Source organism: Bacillus sp. AP50 (assembly GCF_040492675.1).
Classification (GTDB): Bacteria; Bacillota; Bacilli; order Bacillales; family Bacillaceae_G; genus Bacillus_A; species Bacillus_A cereus.
In genome coordinates, this window is the sequence record NZ_JBEUTW010000103.1 from 24,238 (window position 1) to 44,961 (window position 20,724).

Here is a 20,724-nt window from a genome sequence, read left to right on the forward strand (position 1 = left end):
TTATGATAGATATAATTGAAAAATCGTTGATATATTGTAAGTTATGATAGATATATTCAAAAAATCGTTGATATAATTTCCTATACTATTACCATTTTGGAGGAGCATCTTTTTATTCACTTTCAAACATTATAACGTTATATTTACTTCTCCCTTTTTTTGTGTTACGCTAAACGTGTGAAAGACATATAAAATGAAACTTTAATGTAAGCGTATTCTTATGGCTTCTTATAGAAAAGGGTGGAAGTACAATGACAGAACGATTCGTACTACGTAATGTAAAACGTGTGAACGGGGAAGAGATTGACATTGTAATTGAAAATAATAAAATCGCACAGGTGACGAAAGCTGGTGCTGGCGAAGGTGGAAAGGTTCTTGATTACTCAGGTACTTACGTATCGAGTGGCTGGATTGATTTGCACGTTCATGCTTTTCCGGAGTTTGATCCGTATGGCGATGAGGTGGATGAAATTGGCGTTAAGCAAGGGGTAACGACAATTGTTGATGCGGGTAGCTGCGGAGCTGATCGTATTGCAGATTTAGTAAAAAGTAGAGAGCAGGCAAAAACGAATTTATTTGCCTTTTTAAATATTTCTCGCATCGGTTTGAAACGAATTGATGAACTATCCAATATGGAATGGATCGATAAAGAGAAAGTGATAGAAGCAGTAGAAAAGTATAAAGATGTAATCGTTGGGTTAAAGGCGAGAATGAGTAAAAGTGTCGTTTGTGATAGCGGAATTGAACCGCTTCATGTTGCACGCTCTTTATCCCGTGAAACATCATTACCAATTATGGTACATATCGGTTCAGCGCCTCCTCACATTGAGGAAGTTGTACCTCTTTTAGAAAAAGATGATGTCATTACACATTACTTAAACGGGAAAGAAAATAATTTATTCGATGAAGAAGGCAAACCGCTACCTGTATTACTAGATGCAGTGAATCGTGGTGTTCATTTAGATGTTGGTCACGGTAATGCTAGTTTTTCTTTTAAAGTAGCAGAGGCGGCGAAGCATCACGGTATTGCTTTTAATACAATTAGTACAGATATTTACCGGAAGAATCGTATACACGGTCCCGTGTATAGTATGGCTCACGTTCTTTCGAAATTCCTTTACTTAGGTTATCCGCTAGAAGAAGTAATTGACGCGGTTACGAAAAATGCAGCAGAGTGGCTGAAAAAACCAGATCTTGGCCGTATTCAAGAAGGAGATATTGCAAACTTAACTTTATTTACAGTGAAAGATGAGAAGGTTACGTTAATTGATTCAGAAGGGGATCAGCGCATTGCTGAAAGAAGGATTGATACGAAAGGGGTTGTAATCAATGGGTCATTCATTGAATGCTAAGTACGGATTAAAAAGAGTAATTAATGCGAGCGGTAGAATGAGTATTTTAGGTGTATCCGCTCCTACAGATACAGTTATGGATGCGATGAAACATGGTGGACAAAATTATGTGGAAATTGCTGATTTAGTAGATAAAGCGGGAGACCATATTGCGAGAATTCTAGATTCAGAGGCAGCGGTCGTTGTGAACTCAGCATCGAGCGGAATTGCGCTTTCTATCGCTGGTATCGTGACGGAAGGAAATCGCCGTAAAAGTGAAAGACTTCATCAAGAAGTAATCGCGAAAAACGAAGTAATTATGTTAAAAGGTCATAACGTTCAATACGGTGCTCCAGTTGAAACGATGATTTATTTAGGCGGCGGTAAGCTTGTTGAAGTGGGTTACGCAAATGAAGGGAAAGCAGAGCATATTGAAGATGCAATTGGTGAAAATACAGCAGCGATTCTGTATGTGAAATCACATCATGCAGTGCAAAAAAATATGATTTCTGTTGAAGAAGCATGGGAAGTAGCGCAGCGAAATAACGTACCACTTATCGTTGATGCGGCAGCTGAAGAAGACATTCAAAAATATGTGAAGTATTCAGACCTTGCCATTTATAGTGGTTCAAAGGCAATTGAAGGACCTACTTCTGGTATTGTTGGCGGTAAACGAAAATATATCGAATGGCTGAAAGTGCAATTACATTGCATCGGAAGAAGTATGAAAGTTGGGAAAGAAACAACTTTCGGCTTACTTCAAGCGCTTGATGAGTACGGCGTAAAAGAAGATAAAAGTGAGCAAGAAAAAGAATTGCTACAAGTACTTATACCGCTAAAAGAATTAAAAGGTGTAAATGTAACGATCGTTCAAGATGAAGCCGGAAGAGCAATCTTTAGAGCACGTATTCATATTAACGAAAAAGAGTTAAATAAATCGGCAAAAGACGTTGTGACAGCATTACGCGAAGGGGAAATCGCAATCTATACACGTGATTACGGAGTAAGACAAGGATTCTTTGATATTGATCCACGTCCACTTCAAGGTGATGACATACATGTAATTGAAGAAAAATTGAGAGAAATTGTAGGGGGAAACTAAAATGACAAATATTCAAAAACGTTTTTATAAAGGCCGCGTAGCATTAAATGTATTAGCGAACAATACCCGAAATGCGAAAGATATTTTTGAAGCAGCAGAAGGGTATGTAGTAGTGGGGGTATTATCAAAAGACTACCCAACAGTAGAAGAAGCCGTTACAGCGATGAAAGCATACGGAAAAGAAATTGATGACGCTGTATCAATCGGACTAGGAGCAGGAGATAATCGCCAAGCGGCAGTTGTAGCTGAGATTGCGAAGCATTATCCTGGCAGCCATATTAACCAAGTGTTCCCTTCAGTTGGAGCTACACGTGCAAATCTTGGCGAAAAAGATAGCTGGATTAATAGTTTAGTATCGCCAACAGGAAAAGTAGGTTACGTAAATATTTCTACTGGTCCAATTAGCGCAGCTGGAGAAGAAAAAGCAATCGTTCCAATTAAAACAGCAATTGCAATTGTACGTGATATGGGCGGAAATTCATTGAAATACTTCCCAATGAAAGGTTTAGCTCATGAAGAAGAATATCGTGCAGTTGCGAAAGCTTGTGCGGAAGAAGGATTCGCATTAGAGCCAACAGGCGGAATTGATAAAGAAAACTTCGAAACAATTGTACGTATTGCGCTTGAAGCAAACGTAGAGCAAGTTATCCCGCACGTGTACTCTTCTATTATTGATAAAGAAACTGGTAACACGAAAGTAGAAGATGTTCGTGAATTATTAGCAGTCGTGAAGAAGCTAGTTGATCAATATGCGTAAGAAAATTGCAGCGTTTGGCGAAGTAATGATGCGCATGCAAGTACCTGGATATGAATTGTTGTCGCAAGCTAACACGTTAAATTACTCATTTTCAGGTACAGGTGTGAACGTTGCAGCGGCACTTTCTCACTTAGGGCATGAAGGGCTTCTTATTTCAACTTTACCGGAAAATTCGGTTGGAGATGCAGCTGTATCTTACATTCAAAAGTTAGGGATTCAAACTTCTCTTGTTTCAAGAGGCGGTAAATATGTAGGTATGTATTTTTTAGAAAATGGATTCGGTGCACGTGCAAGCCGCGTTACGTATTCGAATCGACTAGAAAGTAGCTTCAATACGGCGTCTGAAGAGATGTACCAATTTGAAGAAATTGCTAAGGAAATTGATATCGTTCATTTTTGCGGTATTACACTTGCGATGAATGATACGGTGCGCCATCATATGAAGTCTTTAGCGAGAGCAGTTAAAGAAAACGGAGGAACCGTCGTTTTTGATTGTAATTATCGTCCATCACTTTGGGGAGAAGACGGATATGAACAGGCAAAACCGCATTATGAAGAAATGCTGGGACTTGCTGATGTCGTTATGATGAACGAAAAAGATGCAATGTTTGTTTTAGGAATAAAAACCGAAGAAACGGAGCGAGAGGCGCAACTTGTTGATCTTATTCCAAAGGTAGCTGAAACGTATCATATCGCTACAATCGCTGGTACTCATCGCTCTATTAACAGTGATAATACACATTCGCTTCGCGGATTTATATGTAAAGATGGCGCGTTCACTTTTGCAAAAACACTTACGTTTTCTGTATATGATAGAATAGGTGCTGGAGATGCTTATACGAGCGGGATTATTCATGGCGAGATAGAAGAGTTTGCACCAGAGAAAGCTGTTTCATTTGCGTCAGCAGCTGGAATGCTTGCACATACAATCGTCGGTGATACGCCAATGTCATCAGAGAAGGATATACTTCGGGCAATGACGGCATCAGTAGGTGATGTAGAAAGGTAGTGGGTGTAACGGTGAACGTAACGAGAAAAAAAGGACCATTATATTTACAAATAAAAAATATTATTCGTGATCGAATATTGCATGGTGTATATGCGATTCATACGAATATTCCTTCCGAACCGCAGTTAGAAGAAGAGTTCAAAGTGAGCAAAATTACAGTGCGTAATGCGATTAAAGAACTCGCTCAAGAAGGATATTTAGAAAAGAAAAGCGGTAAAGGAACGAAAGTTATCCGCAATACTTCTGCGACAAAGTTGTCAAAAGGTAAGAAATTTACAGAAGTGTTAGTGGAAGAAGGATATAAAGTACAAAAAAAATTGCTAAAAGCAGAAATCGTTCATAATGAAGAAGGAACGGTGCCATTTCGATTATTCGGCAAGGAGAGTTTTCGTATTGAACGTTTATATACGTTAAATGATGCACCTTACATTCATTATACGCACTATTTCTCAGCAGGAATGGCAAGTACAGATTTATCGGACTTTGACTTGCAATCGCTTTATGATTTAGTTGAAGACCGAGGCATTCACTTAGAAAACTTCAGAGATGAATTCGCTGTTGGACTCGCGCCTAGTTTCGTTGCAGAAGTGCTAGGTGAAAAAGAGGGGACAGCGTTATTAAAACGTATGCGCTATTCTTATGATGAAGTTGGCGAAGTAATTGAATATAGCGAAGGCTACTACAATACAGAGATGCAGCATTATGTAGTGAATTATGACGTATAAAAAAGAGGGGATGTTCCCTCTTTTTTTATAAAGTAAAACTTTAATTAGTGGAGGAGGGCATCATCCACTAATTATTAGCTCACACCAATCGGGATAAAAGTAAGGGGAATGGGAGATGGATATATACTTATTAATCGTCACGTTACTTGCGATCACAATTGTTATTTTAGGGGTATCATGGTGGAAATGGCATGCATTTATTAGTTTAACAGTTGCGAGTTTATTTTTAGCCATTATGTCTGGACTGAATGTAACGAAAATAGTGACTGCCTATGAAACTGGTGTTGGTAGTGTACTAGGGCATTTAGTTGGTATTTTAGCTCTCGGAACAATTTTAGGGAAAATGATGTCCGATTCAGGGGCCGGCATGCAAGTGGCAGATTTCTTTATTCGATTTTTCGGTGTAAAGAAACTACCTTGGGCTATGTTATTTGCAGGGTTTGTTATAGGGATTCCCGTATTTTTTGAAGTGGGGATTGTCATTTTATTACCACTCGTTATTTCAATTCGAAAAACGACGAAGCAAAATATATTATTAATTGCGTTACCTGTCATTGCAGGATTATCTATTGTTCACGGGCTCGTACCACCACATCCAGGGCGATGACAGCAATCGGTATTTATAACGCGAACTTAGGAAAGGTACTTTTATATTCATTAATTATCGCGTTACCAACAGCCATTATCGCAGGCCCAATATTTGCAAAGTGGGTACATAAGAGGGTTATACCTGAAAATGAACCGGAGCTTGTTCGAGTTACGACAGTATCAACTGATTTGCCAAGTCGTAAAGTTTCATTCTTTATTATTTTATTACCAGTTGTATTGATGATTTTATCAGTAGTTGCACCATATATTTCATTACCGAAAAAATTGACTGAATTTTTTGTGTTTATAGGGAGTCCAGTAATCGCCTTACTTATTTCATGTTTCGCAGCATTTTATTTACTTGGTATCAAACAAGGTATTAATAAAAAGATGATTAAAAAATTAACAGATGAAAGTTTATTGCCTGTCGGTTCTATTATTTTAATAATTGGTGCAGGCGGTGGATTTAAACAAATATTAATTGAAAGCGGCGTTGGAACAGCTATTGCACAAATGGCAGAACATATTTCGTTATCACCAATTGTATTAGCTTTCATGGTAGCTGGTTTAATTCGAATTGCAACAGGTTCAGCTACAGTAGCATTAACGACAGCAGCAGGGATTGTTTCACCAGTTATTCAGCACATGTCTGGTGTGAATTTAGAGTTGCTAGTTATTGCAACCGGTGCAGGATCATTAATGTTTTCTCACGTAAATGATGCAGGGGTCTGGCTTGTAAAAGAGTATTTAGGTTTGACGGTGAAGGAAACGTTTAAAACGTGGACGGTACTCGAGACATTGTTATCATTTATTGCATTTGGTTTTGCTCTTTTGTTGAATATGTTTCTTTAGGGAGAAAAGCCCATTTTAATTAATAAAACCCACAGGAGAAATTCAATTTCTCTGTGGGTTTTGCTATTTTTTAATCGTAGTTACTTACAAATATACAGGGCAAGGTGCTTTTTATATCTTTTTTCTATTGTCCTATTATTTAATAGAACGGACATACTGATTTTCTCCATCGTCTTTGACAAAGACTCCTAGCTCATTCAAATCTTTGCGTAAATGCTTCTTTTTTTTCGAGTTTCCTTCTCGAAGGGCATTTCGTCTTTCATACAAAATAGTATTTATGCTTTTATTAAATCGCGCATCCTCTAATTTCCATAAGCTATACTCATGTTTATAAGGATCTTGTTCCACCCAGGGGAAGCCGTGCATTAAGAAAGTATCTTTAATTTTGCTTGGGGTAATGTCAGATGTTTCACGTAACCATTCTCGGTCTTCTTGATCAATGATAACCACTTGACGCTTATCTACAAAAACGGCTTTTACATTTGATCTGGTGATTTGTTTCTTTTGATCGTCCTTATTCACGTGAATGCTTTCCGAAGTAATGTTCATTTTTAAAGCTTCACTATAAATAATTAAAGAAAATAAAATTCCTGCAATAACACCAATTAGCATGAGGATAATAGGAAGCCAGAAGGGATTAATAAAATTTAAAAGTTCTATAATTTTTGAATCAGAAAAGAGAGGAATCTTTTTTATAATCTCTATTAATTTAGGTGAAAAATATCCAATAACGCCTAAAAGGATTGGACTTACTATAGCAAGTAACTTTTCTAAAAAACCTAATCCAATGACAGATGCCTTTTTCATGTGTAGTTCATCCTTTCTTATATATATTTTTTAACCAGGGCATGTTTTAAATAGTGAGTTTTTTCACCATTTTTATGAGCTCATCTGAGTAATTTTCTATGGATATAGATGAATTTGCCTTCAACATTCTTTCTTCGATTGCTCCTAAAATAAATGAAGCTAATGTGTCGGTTTGAAAAGAGTTAGAAAACACACCATTTTGTTGTCCAGTCTTCAAAATATCTAATAACATCGTTCTAAGAGCATCATCTTCGTCGTCGTCTTCGATTCTGTAATAAGGAACATTCTCTTCATTTCTTGCATTAAAGACAATCTCAATTAAGGCAATATTATTTTTGTAATGAGTTTCTTGATAAGCCAAATGTGCTTCAATAAAAGCCTCTAGTTTGTTTATTTCAGATTGGGCTAATAGTACTCGATTACTAATAAATTCATGTTGTTTATCAACTAAAAATTGTAATGTCCGATTCATAAGATAAAGCTTATCGTTAAAATGATAAGAAATAAGTCCAGTGCTAATCTTAGCTTTTTTTGCTACCTTCGTTAAGCTCAAGTTGTTATATCCAACCTCTTCTAATGTATCAATACATGCAAGAATAATTTGTTCACGCCTAGCCTCTGCAATAAAAGAATCAGTCATGCTATTCAACTCCTGATTTATATAATTTGAATGTATAATCAAAAAATTGATTGATCGTTCAATTAAATATTAGTAAGAAATTATTAGTATGTCAAATGTTTTATACCTACATCTTGATAAGGCTCATTTTCTGAAACAAGCCCGTTTTTAGGTAAGCCAAGCTTCCTATTCGCCCTGAAAACATAATATAAATGGAATCCCCTCATTTAGAGCAAGGTGAACTTGTTATGAATGATACTAAAGGAGGAATAGGGTAATGAGCGAAAAGTGTGAACACAGACATGATGATTGTAACCGCAGACATGGTTGCGGAGGCGGTTTTGCGCTTCTAATCGTATTGTTTATTTTATTAATTATCATCGGTGCTAGCTGCTTCGGCGGAGGCGGCGGTTGTGGTTATGGCGGTTACGGCGGCTACGGATATGGTGGCTACGGCGGATATTGCTGCTAATTATTAAAAACTATTGAAAATGGCCTTGTGCAATATGCACAAGGCCATTTTATTCATATTTTTATATGCTGTGATAATTTATTAATGTACAGAGAGCGGATTAAGAAGAAGAAAATAATCTCGATAATCCCGAAAAAGGTGAGTACGATACATGTCTCTTTTAGTAATGAGAAAGAAAACATGCTTTGTAAAAACTTAACCGCAAATAACGTGTGAACACCAGCAACGATGTAAGGTACGAAAAATAAAATTCCTAATTGAATCGTTGCAGAGCGAAACATTTCTGATTCAGTTAAGCCAAGCTTTGTAATCGTAATATACTTTTGTCTTTCAGTTGTTAAGTCATTATACATACGGAAGTATAGAACACTAGCCGCACCGATAAAGAAAATAAAGCCGAGAAATGCCCAAATAAAAAATTGAGCAACTGCATTTCCTTTACCGTAAATAAGTTCATCCGTAGCCGTATGTATGAAGAAAGGAACTTGAGCGTTCTCTTCAGTATGCTTTTCGTAGAACTCACGTGCATCACCACTAATAACACGTAACATATTTTTTGTTGGAACGATTGCATTTTCCCAGTTTTCTACGAAATAGTTATAGATTACAGTTGTTTCAATATGAGGAATCATATTATCAAATACATAATCTTGTACGACAGCTAAATGAGGGAATGCAAATGATGGTTCGATTCCCTTATTAATAAACCCTTTAATATGAAATTCTTTTTTATTAGATCCAAGTGTAATCGTATTTTGCTTTGCAAATGGATTAGATACGAGATCGAGAAGTTCTGGTGAGTGGCGAGAAATAATATACACTTCTGTAGAATCAATTGTTATTTCCGGTCTTTTCAATTGTTTAGCAATTGCGTTATAATCACTCATCTTCATAAGCATAATATCTTCTTTGGAAGCTGTATCTTTTAATACTGTAAACTTATATTTTTTGTAAAGAAAATTATTAGTTGTAAGCTCCGTTTCAATTGTAGAAATATGCTTTTGTTCAAGGGAATTGTCACCTTCTGATGTATACGTGAAGGGAACGGGATATCGCTCTAATACTGATGCCTTCGTATTGTTATTAGCGGCGAATAATCCAATAATAATCGTAAATGCAAGTGCAGATAGCATAGAAACAATAAAGAGTACATTAATATTACTGCGTGTACGAGAAACTAAATCTGAAATCCATAACATATTTATTTGTTTCAAATAAAACTTTCTGCGCTTCTTTAAAATATAGATGAAAAGAAGGAATGTTTGTGAAAAGAATAAATATGTCCCGACTATTACGAGCGGTAAAATAGATAACATAATAAAAAAGACAGATCCATTTTGCACATTTTTTTCCGTTACGTAGCCTCGCGGATAACCAGCGATATAATAGCATAGCCCTAAACAAATTAAAGCGAATAAAGAGATGAGTATAGATGGTCTTTTTTCAGCTGGCATTTTCTTGTTCCCTTTAATGAGGTGGGCTGTCTTTCGAGTACGAATAAACATTGGTGTAAATGTAGAAACGATTAAAAATAAAATGATAAACGTTACGGTTGTAACGATAATCGCTTCTGTTGGCCAATATAAATAGAGACCTTTCGCACTTGTTAATTTCGAAGTGACTAATAAGAAAAAGTTAGAAAATACAAGTCCACCTTGAATGCCGATAAAGATAGATAATATCCCAATTATCATGTTTTCGGTAAATAACAATCTTTTTAATTGTCTCTGTGAGATACCAAGAATAGTGAGTATCCCGAATTGCTGTTTCCGTACATTTAAAAATGTTCCAATTGAATATAAGAGAAAGAAGAACGAGAACATAACAATCACAAGCTGTGCTGTACTAGCTAAGTTCATTAGAGGATCACGTTCTTGGAAACTTTGTACACTTTGTAACCGCGGGTGATACGCGTATACAGTAAATGAAAAGAAAACCATGATAGAAAACGCACTACTTACAAAGTAGGCGAAATATGCTTTCGAATTACGTGAGACATTTTTAAATGCGAATTGCCAAAATGTCATCCACGTCTTCCTCCTAATAATGCTAAAACATCTAATATTTCTTGATAAAATTTCTCGCGATATAATCCGCGGTGCAGTTCATTGTAAAGTTCGCCATCTTTAATAAAAATAACACGGTTACAATAACTTGCTGCAAACGGATCGTGCGTAACCATTAAAATCGTTGCATCTTCTTCTTTATTTAATTTCGTAAATAACTCCATTACGTCAATTGCCGCTTTTGAATCTAAGTTTCCTGTCGGTTCGTCGGCTAGTAGAAGTGAAGGATGATGAATAACAGCACGTGCTACTGCGGTACGCTGTGCTTGTCCTCCAGAAACTTCAAAAATACGCTTGTCCAAAATATGATCAATTCCAAGCTTTTTTGAAATGTTATCAAGCTTTTCATCCATTTCTTTTAATGGAACATTATCTAATGTTAAAGGTAGTACGATATTTTCACCGATTGTCAGTGTATCTAGTAAGTTAAAGTTTTGGAAAACAAATCCTAACTCTTGTCTTCGGAAAATAGCTAACTTCTCTCTACGAAATGTGTGCGGTTTTTTTCCGTTAATCACGACATCACCAGAAGTCGGAGAATCGATTGTAGAGATAACGTTTAAAAATGTAGATTTTCCGCTACCAGATGGTCCCATAATGGCAACGAATTCCCCTTTATCCACGTGTAAATTTATATTTTTTAAAGCAGTATGAGGGACTTTCCCCTCATATACTTTTGAGACGTTTTTTATGTGTAATACTTCTTCCATAGTAATCACCTTTCTACTTTTTAAAACTTAATGTGTTGTGATAATTTTTGCATATAAAAGGAACGAATTAAAAGGAAAAATAAAATTTCAACTGTTCCAAAAATCAACAGTACGACTGTAATTTCAGCGAAGAACGAGAGATGTAATATTTCTTGTAGCATCTTTGTCGCAAACATTGTATGGATTGATGCCATAATGTAAGGTACGAAGAAAAGAATCGCAAGCTGAATTGTCGCTGAACGTTTCATTTCAGTCTCAGTTAAGCCGATTTTCGTAATCGTTATATATTTTTCTTGCTCATTTGTTAAATCTGTATACATCCGGAAGTAAAGAACACTGCCAGCACCGATAAAGAAAATAACTCCTAGGAAAGTACCAATTAAGAAGAACGAAGCGACATTTAGTTTTGTCTTATATAGAGAATCGCTCGCTTCACTTGCATGGAAAGGTGGATGCTCTGCTTGAATTGCTGCATTATCGTTATGGATTTTTGTTATAAACGATGAACCGATATTATGTGCTTTTTCCCAATCTGTAACTTTGAAGTTATATACACTCATTTGTTTGGAAACTGTGGATAAGGCTTCTACATTTTCATCAGATAGTATGAGTAATTGGTATATTAAGCTGTTTGGGAATGGGCTATAACTTTTATATTCTTTCACTTGTAGTTGTAAATTGTTTTGAGTAAGTGTAAGAGTATTTTTCTGTTCTTTATTGTGAAGTGTTCCAATAACTTGATCATCTAAGTCTTTCATAAGAATATAAGATTCATTCTTATTTACCGTGAGTTTTTCCCAATTTAACGCTTTAGCAAGTACATTATAGTCACTTTGTTTAATGGCATAATAGAGCTGCGTGTTATCTTCAGCTGAAGATACTTCATATATATCTGTTTTAAATTTTGTATAAGTAAAGTGCTCTTCATTAAATTTCTGCTCTAACCAGTTTAAATGTTCATCAGCTAACGTATTTTCAGTATGCGATAAATAAGTAAACGGGAAAGGATTTTGTCTAATCGCATCAAACTTTGTAAATTTCCCGAAGCCATATAAGAATGTAATCATTGTAAAAGCGAGCGTCGATAACATCGCCACAATAAAGAGCATATTAATATTCGTCCGAATACGTGATGCTAGATCAGAAATCCAAAGCATATTAATTCGTTTCATATAAAACGTTCTTCGCATTTTTAAAATACGAATAAGTAAAAAACTAATTTGTGAAAAGAAAAAGTATGTTCCAGCTGCAATAAGCGATGGGATGACAAATATACTAGAGACGGCATATAAAAGTCCAATTATGTCACCTAGCGACATAAAATACAGCGGATTTGCGGCTAACGCATATCCACATATTAAACAGATCGCACCAAATAGAGAGATGAGCACGGATGCTTTTCTTTCTTTTTGTTGTTTTCCTTCTTTTAAAAGACGTACGGCTTTTCTCGTGCGAATGAGCATCGGTGTAAAAGATGATACGAGAATGAAGAGGCCGAGAAAGATGATGATAGTTAAAACGATAGCACTTGTAGGCGGATATAAATATAAACCAGGTACGTGTGTAATTTTGGCGGTAACTAACAAAAAGAACTGTGAAAAGACAAGTCCAAGTTGAATGCCAAAAAATATAGAAAGAGCACCAATTAACATATTTTCTATAAATATGAGTCGCTTTAATTGTTTTTGAGATATGCCAAGCACTGTTAAAATCCCGAACTGTTTTTTTCGTACTTTTAAAAACGTCCCGATTGAATACAGTAAAAAGAAAAATGAAAAGAACACAATGACAACTTCTGAAATTGTCATTAATATGTTCAGAGAAAAATTCACGTCTGTCATATGCAATTTAGGATGAAATAAATAAACTGCAAATGAGAAAAAGATTGCGATGGAGAACGCACTGCTTACAAAATAGGCGAAATAAGCTCTGGCGTTTCTTGTGACGTTTTTAAATGCAAACTGCCAAAATGTCATTCACCTAAACCTCCTAATAGGGTGAAGATGAAAAGAGTATGAGAGATACTCTTTTCATCAAGTTTGTTTTAAATATTTTGTCCACTCGTGTAATGTGATAATTTTTGCATATAAAGTGAACGAATGAATAAGAAAAATACGATTTCAACGAATCCAAAAATAATAAGAACGGCTGAAACTTCTTTGAACAGAGATAAACCAATTACATCTTGTAGCATTTTTGTTGCGAACATTGTATGAATGGATGCCATAATGTACGGAATGAAAAATAAAATACTAAGTTGAATGGTTGCAGATCGTTTCATCTCTGTATCTGTTACACCGATTTTAGAAATCGTTATATATTTCTCTTGTTCGTTCGTCAAATCCGTATACATTCTAAAGTAAAGAACGCTACCAGCTCCAATGAAGAAAATAACTCCTAAAAATGTCCCGATTAGGAAGTACGCGGCACTACCTGATGTTATTTTGTATAACGATCCTGCTGATTCAAAGGAACGAATAAGAGGCCCTTCATACTGGTATTTATTTCGATCTTTTTGTACCTTTTCTATAAAATTATCAGCAATTTCATATGTCTGTTCCCAATTTTGAATTTTGTAATTGTATGCTGATATATGTTTTACGGTGTTAGGTAAGTTATTTACGATAACATCAGGCAACACTATCGTTTGATATGAAAAGTCAGATGGGATTGCGTTTACATGCTCATAGCCTTTAACTCTTAATTTCGTATTTGTACTAGAGAGTGTAATGTAATCTCTATTGTAGCTTTGCTCAAATTCGTTGAATATGGTGATATAAGATGTCCCTGTTAACACATATGCTTCGTTATCATCCATAAATAGTTGTTTCATTCGTAAAGAATTCGCAAGTTTGTTATAGTCACTTTGCTTAATTGCGTATACGTCATTATAAATAGCTATATCTTTATCTTCTTTTAGTGGTGTTTCATATATATCAGCTTTTATTTTTTGATAAGGGAAGTGCTCTTTTTGTAATTGTTGCTCAAGCCAATTTAAATGCTCTGTAACAAAAGGGTTCGCATCATAAGAGAAATAAGAAATTGGGAAAGGGGAAGTTCTATTCACCTCTAGCTTAATGAATTTCCCGAATCCATATAGGAACGTGATCATTGTGAAAGCAATTGTAGAGAGCATCGCTACAATAAAAAGCATATTAATATTCGTCCGAATACGGTTTGCTAAATCTGAAATCCAAAGCATATTAATCCGTTTCATATAAAATCTTCTTCTTTTCTTTAAAATATAAATCAGTAAGAAACTAATTTGAGAAAAGAAAAAATACGTTCCTATTGTAACTAGCATTGGAATAACGAAAATACTCGAAACCATATATATAACACCGATTTGCGGGCTTACTGATACGAAATATTTAGGATTTCCAGCTAACGTATAACCACCAAATAAACAAATCGCACCAAATAATGAAACAAGTATGGATGGTTTTCTTTCTTTTTGTTTTCCACCATTTGTTTTTAAAAGGTGTACCGCTTTTTTTGTACGAATAAGCATTGGTGTGAATGCAGATACAATGATAAAAAGACTAAGGAAAACAATGGTTGTTAAAATAAACGCGTTAGTAGGACCGTATAAATATATTCCTGGAACATGCGTAAGTTTGGCTGTTACTAATAAGAAAAATTGAGAAAAAACAACTCCAAACTGCATGCCGAAAAAGATAGATAAAATCCCGATTAACATATTCTCCATAAAAACAAGACGATGTAATTGTTTTCTCGATATTCCTAAAATGGTCAAAACACCAAATTGTTTTTTTCTAACTTTTAAAAAAGTACCAATGGAATATAGTAAAAAGAAGAAAGAGAAAAATACAATTACTACTTCTGAAAATATCATTAATCCTGAAATTTCAGAGGTCATGTCAAAGTTTTGTAATTTCGGATGGAATAAGTAAACAGCAAATGAAAAGAAAACAGCAATCGAAAAGGAACTGCTTACAAAATAAGCAAAATAAGCTCTGGAATTACGTGTTACATTTTTAAAGGCAAACTGCCAAAATGTCATAATACATACCTCCCGCTAGAAGGAAAATATGTAGTTGTATTGCAAAAAATGTATGAGAGTGTGTTCTCATACATTTTGCTTGCATATGTTACGATCATGCTTCGGTCACCTTCTCCGTATGTTCTGCTTGATTATTTGCAGCGTTGTGGAAGATGATTTTAATCGTCGTTCCTTTACCAACTTCAGAATCTAGTTTGACAGAGTGACCTAAATAATCACAAATTTTACTTACAATATAAAGCCCCATACCAGTAGATTCTCCGAATGCGCGACCGTTTTTCCCAGTGTAAAATGGTTCAAATACTCTTCGAATATCTTCTTGCGGAATACCAACACCTTCATCGCGAACTTCTAAAATAATATCTTTTCCGTTTCGGTAAGCAGATAAGAATACTTTCTTTCCGCGTTCCCCAGAGTAACGAACAGCATTTGTCATTAACTGATAGATGATAAATTTTAGCCATTTCGCATCAGAAGCAACTTTTAAATCAGAATGGACTTCTAAAACAGGGAAGACACCATTACGAATGAATAGTTCTTTTAATCCGTTAATATTTTTTGTTACCGTATCTTTTAATGAAATCGTCTCAACATGGAAATCTTCATGGAAGTTATTTAACCTAGCCATGTATAAAGCCATATCAAGCCCTTGGTTTAGACGCTCTAATTCTTTTTTAAACTTTGGAATTAAATGCTCGTCTTCCATTTCTAGCACCATAAGCTGCATAACAGAAACAGGTGTCTTCATTTGATGTACCCAGTGGTTAATGAATAATTGATGTTCTTGTTGTTTTACTTCATACGATTGTAGTTCTTTTTGGAAGAGGCGGTACTGCGTACGCACGAGTTCATTGACACCGTGAGGCATCGGAGCAGTTGCTCTTTCAATAAACGCATCTTCCATTTTTTCTGGTTGCTCGCTTAATCTATGGTACATTCTACGATTGCGAACGTAACGGTAAGCGAGGAAACAAATAAATAAATATAAACTTAAAACGACGAAATAAAATTTATTGTTTTGAAATCCATCTACTGCATCATAAAGAACGAAAATGATACCGAAGTTTAAAACGTACAGTAGGAAAAATGCAAAATGATCACGTAAAAATAGCTTCATGCTTATTCACTCCAAGTTGCGTTAAAGCGATATCCAAGTCCACGTACTGTTTCAATAGAGTTCTCAATACCAAGCTCATTAAACTTTTTACGAAGACGCGTAATGTTTACGTTTAATGTATTTTCTTCAACGAAGCTTTCGTCATCCCAAAGCGCAGCTAATAAATCTTCACGGCTTGCTGTACGAGGGAATTTAGATAATAACATTTCAGCTAAAATAGCTTCTTTTTTCGTTAAAAGAACTTGTTCAGATCCGAAGTGAATTTCAGGACGTTCTGGGAATAGTTTTAAACCTTCTACTTCAACGATACGTTCAGAAATATTTGGTGCATAATCACCGTAAATACGGCGTAATTGTCCTTTAATTTTTGCCATTACAACGTCGTAGTGGAATGGTTTTGTAATGTAATCATCCGCACCGCTTTCAATTGCCATAATTTGTTCCATCTCACCAGCACGCGCTGAAATGAAAATAATTGGACAAGTAGATTCATGACGAATTTGACGGCACCAGTAGAAACCATCGAATTTCGGTAAGTTTACATCAAGTAAAACAAGATGTGGTTTCACAGCGTTAAACGATTCCATAATATCATCGAAATTCTCTGCAACAACAGCTTCATAACCGTACTTCTGAATGTGAGATTGCAGTAATGATGAAATATTTGGATCGTCTTCAACGATTAAAATTTTATACATATGTATATTCCTCCTCAGAAAAACAATTGTAGCTATAGTGTATCATGTGTTTCAAGTCTTTTCATTATGTTGAAAGATAAGCTAGTAAACAGTATAGGATAAAAGTGAGAAAAGTAAAAAGGGCCTCGTATATAATTGACAATCAACTGAAATCATTTTAACATTTAGATAAGTATCTAAATGTCTAATTATCGAAAGGAAGAAAGACATTGAATCAAGCATTCAAAGCATTAGCAGATCCAACAAGGCGAAAAATTTTAGACTTATTAAAAGAAGGGGATCTAACCGCTGGTGAGATCGCTAAACATTTCAATATGACAAAACCAAGTATTTCACACCACTTAAATGCACTTAAAAATGCTGAACTTATTCAAGATGAAAAGAAAGGACAATTCGTTATGTACTCTTTAAACACAACGGTCTTTCAAGATTTGTTGACTTGGGTGTTTACATTTACGAATAAGGGGGAAGAGGGGAAATGAAAAAACATCTTTTTGCAATCTTATTAATTGTTATAACTTGTTTAGCTTGGGCGTTTGCATGGCCACATTTGCCGGATACAATTGCAACGCATTGGAGCGGCGGTAAGGTAGATGGATATTCTTCTAAATTGTATGGAATGATTTCTATGATTGGAATTATGATTGTTTTATATATTTTTCTAAACGTGTTACCAAAGATTGACCCAAAGAAAGTAAATTACGAGAAGTTCTCTAAAGCTTTTATGATGATGAATAACGGGATACTACTGCTACTATTTGTAGGGAATATAGATATTATTACAAGTGGATTAGGATACAACTTATTTATTAATCGTGTGCCGGAATTATTAGTTGGTATTTTATTTATAGTCATCGGAAACTATTTACCACAATGTAAACCAAATTACTTTGTAGGTATAAAAACACCGTGGACATTAAGTAACGAGGAAGTATGGAGAAAGACACACCGTTTTAGTGGGAAGGTGTTTGTTGTATTAGGAGTTATTATGATTCTAAGTGTTTTTGTACCAGTAACGTGGAAATCTTTCGTAATGGTTGGAATTATTATTGGTGCAGTAGGATTAACAATGGGATATTCTTATGTTGCTTATAAAAAAGAACTAAAAATGTAAATAAAGCTGCTTTTCCTTTTAGGGAAGAGCAGCTTTATTTTTAGGTTATTCGAATTACTATATTTAATAAGTTATATTCAAATTTTTAATTAACCAAGGCTTTATCAATGACAGAACTGTTATAGGTTGCATAGCTTTAGTGTGATCCATATCATTTCCTCTTAAGATTTCTATATCCCATCCAAGATGTTCTAACTTTTGTTTGTTTTTTTGAAGTATACCAATAATATCAACTACTACATTGCCAAAATTTTCACCGTAAACAATAGTGTCTTTTTCCCCAGAAAACGCTAATCTCGGAATGATTAGTTTATGTTGGATGTCTTGATCATCAAACTCCATCAAATTCTCGTACATTGTAACAAACTGTTTAGTTTGACTCATGTCGATCTTTATCTGTATGTTATCCCAATCAATTTTTTCAGGATTAATATGTGCTTGATCAATAACAGGAGAATTGTGATTATTCACAGCTTGCTCATATGTTTTATTTGTTACTACCATCATTTCTTTATATGGACCATCTATTGGTGGAAACCCGCCCATGATTATACTGTCTAATCTATCCGTTCGAATGGCTAATTGTAACCCAGCTAAAGCTAACCAAGAGTAACCATAATAACTAAACTTATTAATATTCATTTCGTCAGCAATTGTTAATAGGTCTTTTACTATATTTTCAGGTGTGAGATTCTCTGGATTTGGATGTTGCAAACGATGGCCTTCGTAGTCAAAATATAAAATCTGAAACTTATCTATGAGTCCATCAATAAAATGTTTTCCAAATTCAGGATCTACTCCCCACAACTTCAAAGTTTCAGCATCTTGCCCATATACAGATTCTTTAGCAACTGGGAGCATGATTGTTCTAAATTTTGGATTTCCAACCAAACCAACCTTTAATACTGATTCGTCCGTAAGTTTTATGATTTTCTCCATTTCTATCACTCCTAAATTGTTTATACTAAAATCATATAACATTCATGCAATCTTCCGGATTTATGACTTTTTTCTCGTATATATAAGGATTTTATTTGAAATATGTTAATGTAGCACTTTAAGGTTTTACTTTAAAAAGGAGTTAATAAATGGAGACATATAGCCCTAAACAAATTGCAAATGTCTTAAATGTTAGTACAACAACTTTGAGAAGATATGAAGAACAAAATCTCATTCCTGTTGTGCCAAGAACGGAAAGTAATCACCGGTTTTATACATCGATACACTTTCAAGCATTTATTACCATTAGAGCATTATTAAAAGGATATGATATACCTATTGTTTATAAAGTTATGAGGATGATTAAAAACGTAAAGTTTGAAGAAGCACTTTGGTTAATTAATGAACAGCAATTCAATGTTCAGGTGGAGAAAAAACGAGTAGAAGAAATACTAAACATGATTCAAAATGCTGATTTTACTAAATATAAAAATGTAGAGTTAAATGAACGCATGAGCATTGGAGAGGCTGCAAACATAGCAGGCGTAAATACTTCGGCTATCCGTCATTGGGAACATGAAGGGTTAGTCCACTCAGAAAGAAATAAAGAAAACGGTTATAGAATGTTTCCAATATCTGAACTGCGTAAAATACTGGTTATAAGCAGTTTGAGAAAAACCGTGTATTATATAGAAAATATGAAAAGCTTGCTAGATGATTTAGAAACATTACACTATGGAAAAATTGAACGTTCCTTTCAGTTGGCTTTAGAAAACTTGAACAATCAACTATTACTCCAATTTAAAGGAATCGAAGAACTGATGAAATATATACACTTTTACGAGTAAGCAAATATGTAAAAAGAGCTAGGCACAATGCTTAGCTCTTTTCCTTTTGTTATCACTTCTTCAAAACCGGTATCCAAATTTCACTTTTAAAGTTTGGAGAAGATATATCTTTCTGTTTATTCCACAATATCTCCGGTCCTTCCGCTAGTTCATAGTTCGAAGAAGGGAACCATTCAGAGTAAATACGTCCCCATACATTTTGTAATGCATCAGGAAATGGACCGACAGCTTCGAATATAGCCCATGTTGAAGCAGTAACTTCAAGCTGTTTAAACTGCTCTGGACAATCCTTTGTTGTGGCTACTCCAATGTAGTGATCGAGTTCGCCTTTTTCCTCCATTCTTCCTTCAGAAAAGTTAGTAGAAGCACTAATGATTCCAGTAGGTTCAATGTTTGAAAGGGACTTTAATGTTTGAATAGAATCTGGGTTTAAACTTTTCCACATAGAAGCAATTTCTTCATTTACACTGTTAAAAACGATTGGTACTCGTTTTGTAATACCTATAATTCGAAATGGCTCTTTTTCTTCAATTCGATAGTTCATTTCATTTCCTCCTTGAATGGATAATTGGAAGGTCATTGGTGAATAAGCCTTCAAAGAATGGCTACTATTTCGGGCCTCTGAAGGTGTTATACCGTGCAAGTTTTGAAATGCACGGGCGAATGAATCTGGTGAGTTGTAGCCATATTTTATAGCGACATCAATGACTTTTGCATCGCTATTTTTTAGTTCAAAGGCAGCGAGAGTAAGACGTCTACAGCGAATATAATCAGATAGTGATATACCTGCTAAAAACGAAAACATTCTTTTAAAGTGATAATCAGAACAGAGAGCTAGCCTCGCAACTTCTTTAAAATCAATTTCATTCGTAAGGTTATCTTCAATATAGCGCATTGCAGTATTCATATTTTTAAGTGAATCCATATTATGACCTCCTCTGTACAT

Annotated in this window: 19 protein-coding genes and 1 pseudogene; 10 read left to right on the forward strand and 10 right to left on the reverse strand. The window is 35.0% G+C overall.

Features of this window, described 5'->3' with window-relative positions; genetic code table 11:
• Positions 1–251 precede the first annotated feature (251 nt).
• The 6 genes and pseudogenes from ABWK52_RS09410 (at position 252) to gntP (ending at position 6,364) form a co-directional block, all read left to right on the forward strand.
• Complete coding sequence (locus ABWK52_RS09410; protein WP_098508072.1) at positions 252–1,352, forward strand: amidohydrolase/deacetylase family metallohydrolase; 1,101 nt, start codon at positions 252–254, stop codon at positions 1,350–1,352.
• Positions 1,330–2,433, forward strand: coding sequence for a DgaE family pyridoxal phosphate-dependent ammonia lyase (locus ABWK52_RS09415; RefSeq protein WP_061654863.1), 1,104 nt, complete (start codon positions 1,330–1,332; stop codon positions 2,431–2,433). The genes ABWK52_RS09410 and ABWK52_RS09415 overlap by 23 nt, the downstream gene beginning before the upstream one ends.
• Before the next feature lies 1 nt (position 2,434).
• Positions 2,435–3,190 (forward strand): 2-dehydro-3-deoxy-phosphogluconate aldolase, encoded by a 756-nt coding sequence (dagF, locus tag ABWK52_RS09420; protein ID WP_061654862.1) that lies wholly within the window; start codon positions 2,435–2,437, stop codon positions 3,188–3,190.
• A complete protein-coding gene (locus tag ABWK52_RS09425) occupies positions 3,183–4,199 on the forward strand; it encodes a sugar kinase (RefSeq protein ID WP_098541246.1) in 1,017 nt (338 codons plus the stop codon). The genes dagF and ABWK52_RS09425 overlap by 8 nt, the downstream gene beginning before the upstream one ends.
• Positions 4,199–4,924, forward strand: a complete 726-nt coding sequence (locus ABWK52_RS09430) for a GntR family transcriptional regulator (RefSeq protein ID WP_061654860.1) — start codon at positions 4,199–4,201, stop codon at positions 4,922–4,924. The genes ABWK52_RS09425 and ABWK52_RS09430 overlap by 1 nt, the downstream gene beginning before the upstream one ends.
• Before the next feature lie 115 nt (positions 4,925–5,039).
• Positions 5,040–6,364, forward strand: a pseudogene (gntP, locus tag ABWK52_RS09435) (gluconate permease GntP).
• Positions 6,365–6,499: 135 nt separating this feature from the next.
• On the opposite strand, the gene ABWK52_RS09440 reads toward gntP, so the two are convergent.
• Both ABWK52_RS09440 and ABWK52_RS09445 read right to left on the reverse strand, forming a co-directional pair.
• Entirely contained in the window at positions 6,500–7,171 is a 672-nt protein-coding gene (locus ABWK52_RS09440) for a YqeB family protein (RefSeq protein ID WP_000710357.1), read from the reverse strand.
• A gap of 46 nt (positions 7,172–7,217) precedes the next feature.
• Positions 7,218–7,811, reverse strand: a complete 594-nt coding sequence (locus ABWK52_RS09445; RefSeq protein ID WP_000132250.1) for a TetR/AcrR family transcriptional regulator — start codon at positions 7,809–7,811, stop codon at positions 7,218–7,220.
• Positions 7,812–8,067: 256 nt separating this feature from the next.
• On the opposite strand from ABWK52_RS09445, the gene ABWK52_RS09450 reads away from it, so the two are divergent.
• The gene (locus ABWK52_RS09450; protein ID WP_001290395.1) at positions 8,068–8,262 is read left to right on the forward strand and encodes a YjcZ family sporulation protein; all 195 of its coding nucleotides are present in this window, start codon (positions 8,068–8,070) and stop codon (positions 8,260–8,262) included.
• 53 nt (positions 8,263–8,315) lie between these two features.
• On the opposite strand, the gene ABWK52_RS09455 is transcribed toward ABWK52_RS09450, so the two are convergent.
• The 6 genes from ABWK52_RS09455 to ABWK52_RS09480 all read right to left on the reverse strand — a co-directional run bounded on the left by ABWK52_RS09455 (position 8,316) and on the right by ABWK52_RS09480 (position 16,877).
• Positions 8,316–10,289, reverse strand: coding sequence for an FtsX-like permease family protein (locus ABWK52_RS09455; RefSeq protein WP_000144954.1), 1,974 nt, complete (start codon positions 10,287–10,289; stop codon positions 8,316–8,318).
• Positions 10,286–11,038: an ABC transporter ATP-binding protein gene (locus ABWK52_RS09460; RefSeq protein ID WP_000393250.1), complete on the reverse strand. Its 753-nt coding sequence runs from the start codon at positions 11,036–11,038 to the stop codon at positions 10,286–10,288. The genes ABWK52_RS09455 and ABWK52_RS09460 overlap by 4 nt, the downstream gene beginning before the upstream one ends.
• A gap of 20 nt (positions 11,039–11,058) precedes the next feature.
• Entirely contained in the window at positions 11,059–13,014 is a 1,956-nt protein-coding gene (locus tag ABWK52_RS09465) for an FtsX-like permease family protein (RefSeq protein ID WP_061654859.1), read from the reverse strand.
• Between the two features lie 68 nt (positions 13,015–13,082).
• On the reverse strand, positions 13,083–15,062 hold the full coding sequence (locus ABWK52_RS09470) for an ABC transporter permease (protein WP_061654858.1): 1,980 nt from the start codon (positions 15,060–15,062) through the stop codon (positions 13,083–13,085).
• Positions 15,063–15,156: 94 nt separating this feature from the next.
• The gene (locus ABWK52_RS09475; RefSeq protein WP_000765341.1) at positions 15,157–16,179 is read right to left on the reverse strand and encodes a sensor histidine kinase; all 1,023 of its coding nucleotides are present in this window, start codon (positions 16,177–16,179) and stop codon (positions 15,157–15,159) included.
• A 2-nt stretch (positions 16,180–16,181) separates the two neighbouring features.
• On the reverse strand, positions 16,182–16,877 hold the full coding sequence (locus ABWK52_RS09480; protein WP_000276738.1) for a response regulator transcription factor: 696 nt from the start codon (positions 16,875–16,877) through the stop codon (positions 16,182–16,184).
• Between the two features lie 209 nt (positions 16,878–17,086).
• On the opposite strand from ABWK52_RS09480, the gene ABWK52_RS09485 reads away from it, so the two are divergent.
• Both ABWK52_RS09485 and ABWK52_RS09490 read left to right on the forward strand, forming a co-directional pair.
• Positions 17,087–17,359, forward strand: coding sequence for an autorepressor SdpR family transcription factor (locus tag ABWK52_RS09485; protein WP_098508076.1), 273 nt, complete (start codon positions 17,087–17,089; stop codon positions 17,357–17,359).
• On the forward strand, positions 17,356–17,991 hold the full coding sequence (locus ABWK52_RS09490) for an SdpI family protein (RefSeq protein WP_097796593.1): 636 nt from the start codon (positions 17,356–17,358) through the stop codon (positions 17,989–17,991). Before ABWK52_RS09485 ends, ABWK52_RS09490 begins: the two co-directional genes overlap by 4 nt.
• A gap of 63 nt (positions 17,992–18,054) precedes the next feature.
• Here ABWK52_RS09490 and ABWK52_RS09495 read toward each other — a convergent pair whose 3' ends face one another.
• The gene (locus tag ABWK52_RS09495; RefSeq protein ID WP_000411236.1) at positions 18,055–18,930 is read right to left on the reverse strand and encodes an alpha/beta fold hydrolase; all 876 of its coding nucleotides are present in this window, start codon (positions 18,928–18,930) and stop codon (positions 18,055–18,057) included.
• A gap of 149 nt (positions 18,931–19,079) precedes the next feature.
• Between ABWK52_RS09495 and ABWK52_RS09500 the strand changes: the two genes are divergently transcribed.
• Entirely contained in the window at positions 19,080–19,778 is a 699-nt protein-coding gene (locus tag ABWK52_RS09500; protein WP_061654856.1) for a MerR family DNA-binding transcriptional regulator, read from the forward strand.
• A gap of 52 nt (positions 19,779–19,830) precedes the next feature.
• On the opposite strand, the gene ABWK52_RS09505 is transcribed toward ABWK52_RS09500, so the two are convergent.
• Positions 19,831–20,703: an AraC family transcriptional regulator gene (locus ABWK52_RS09505; protein WP_098541243.1), complete on the reverse strand. Its 873-nt coding sequence runs from the start codon at positions 20,701–20,703 to the stop codon at positions 19,831–19,833.
• Between the last annotated feature and the right edge of the window lie 21 nt (positions 20,704–20,724).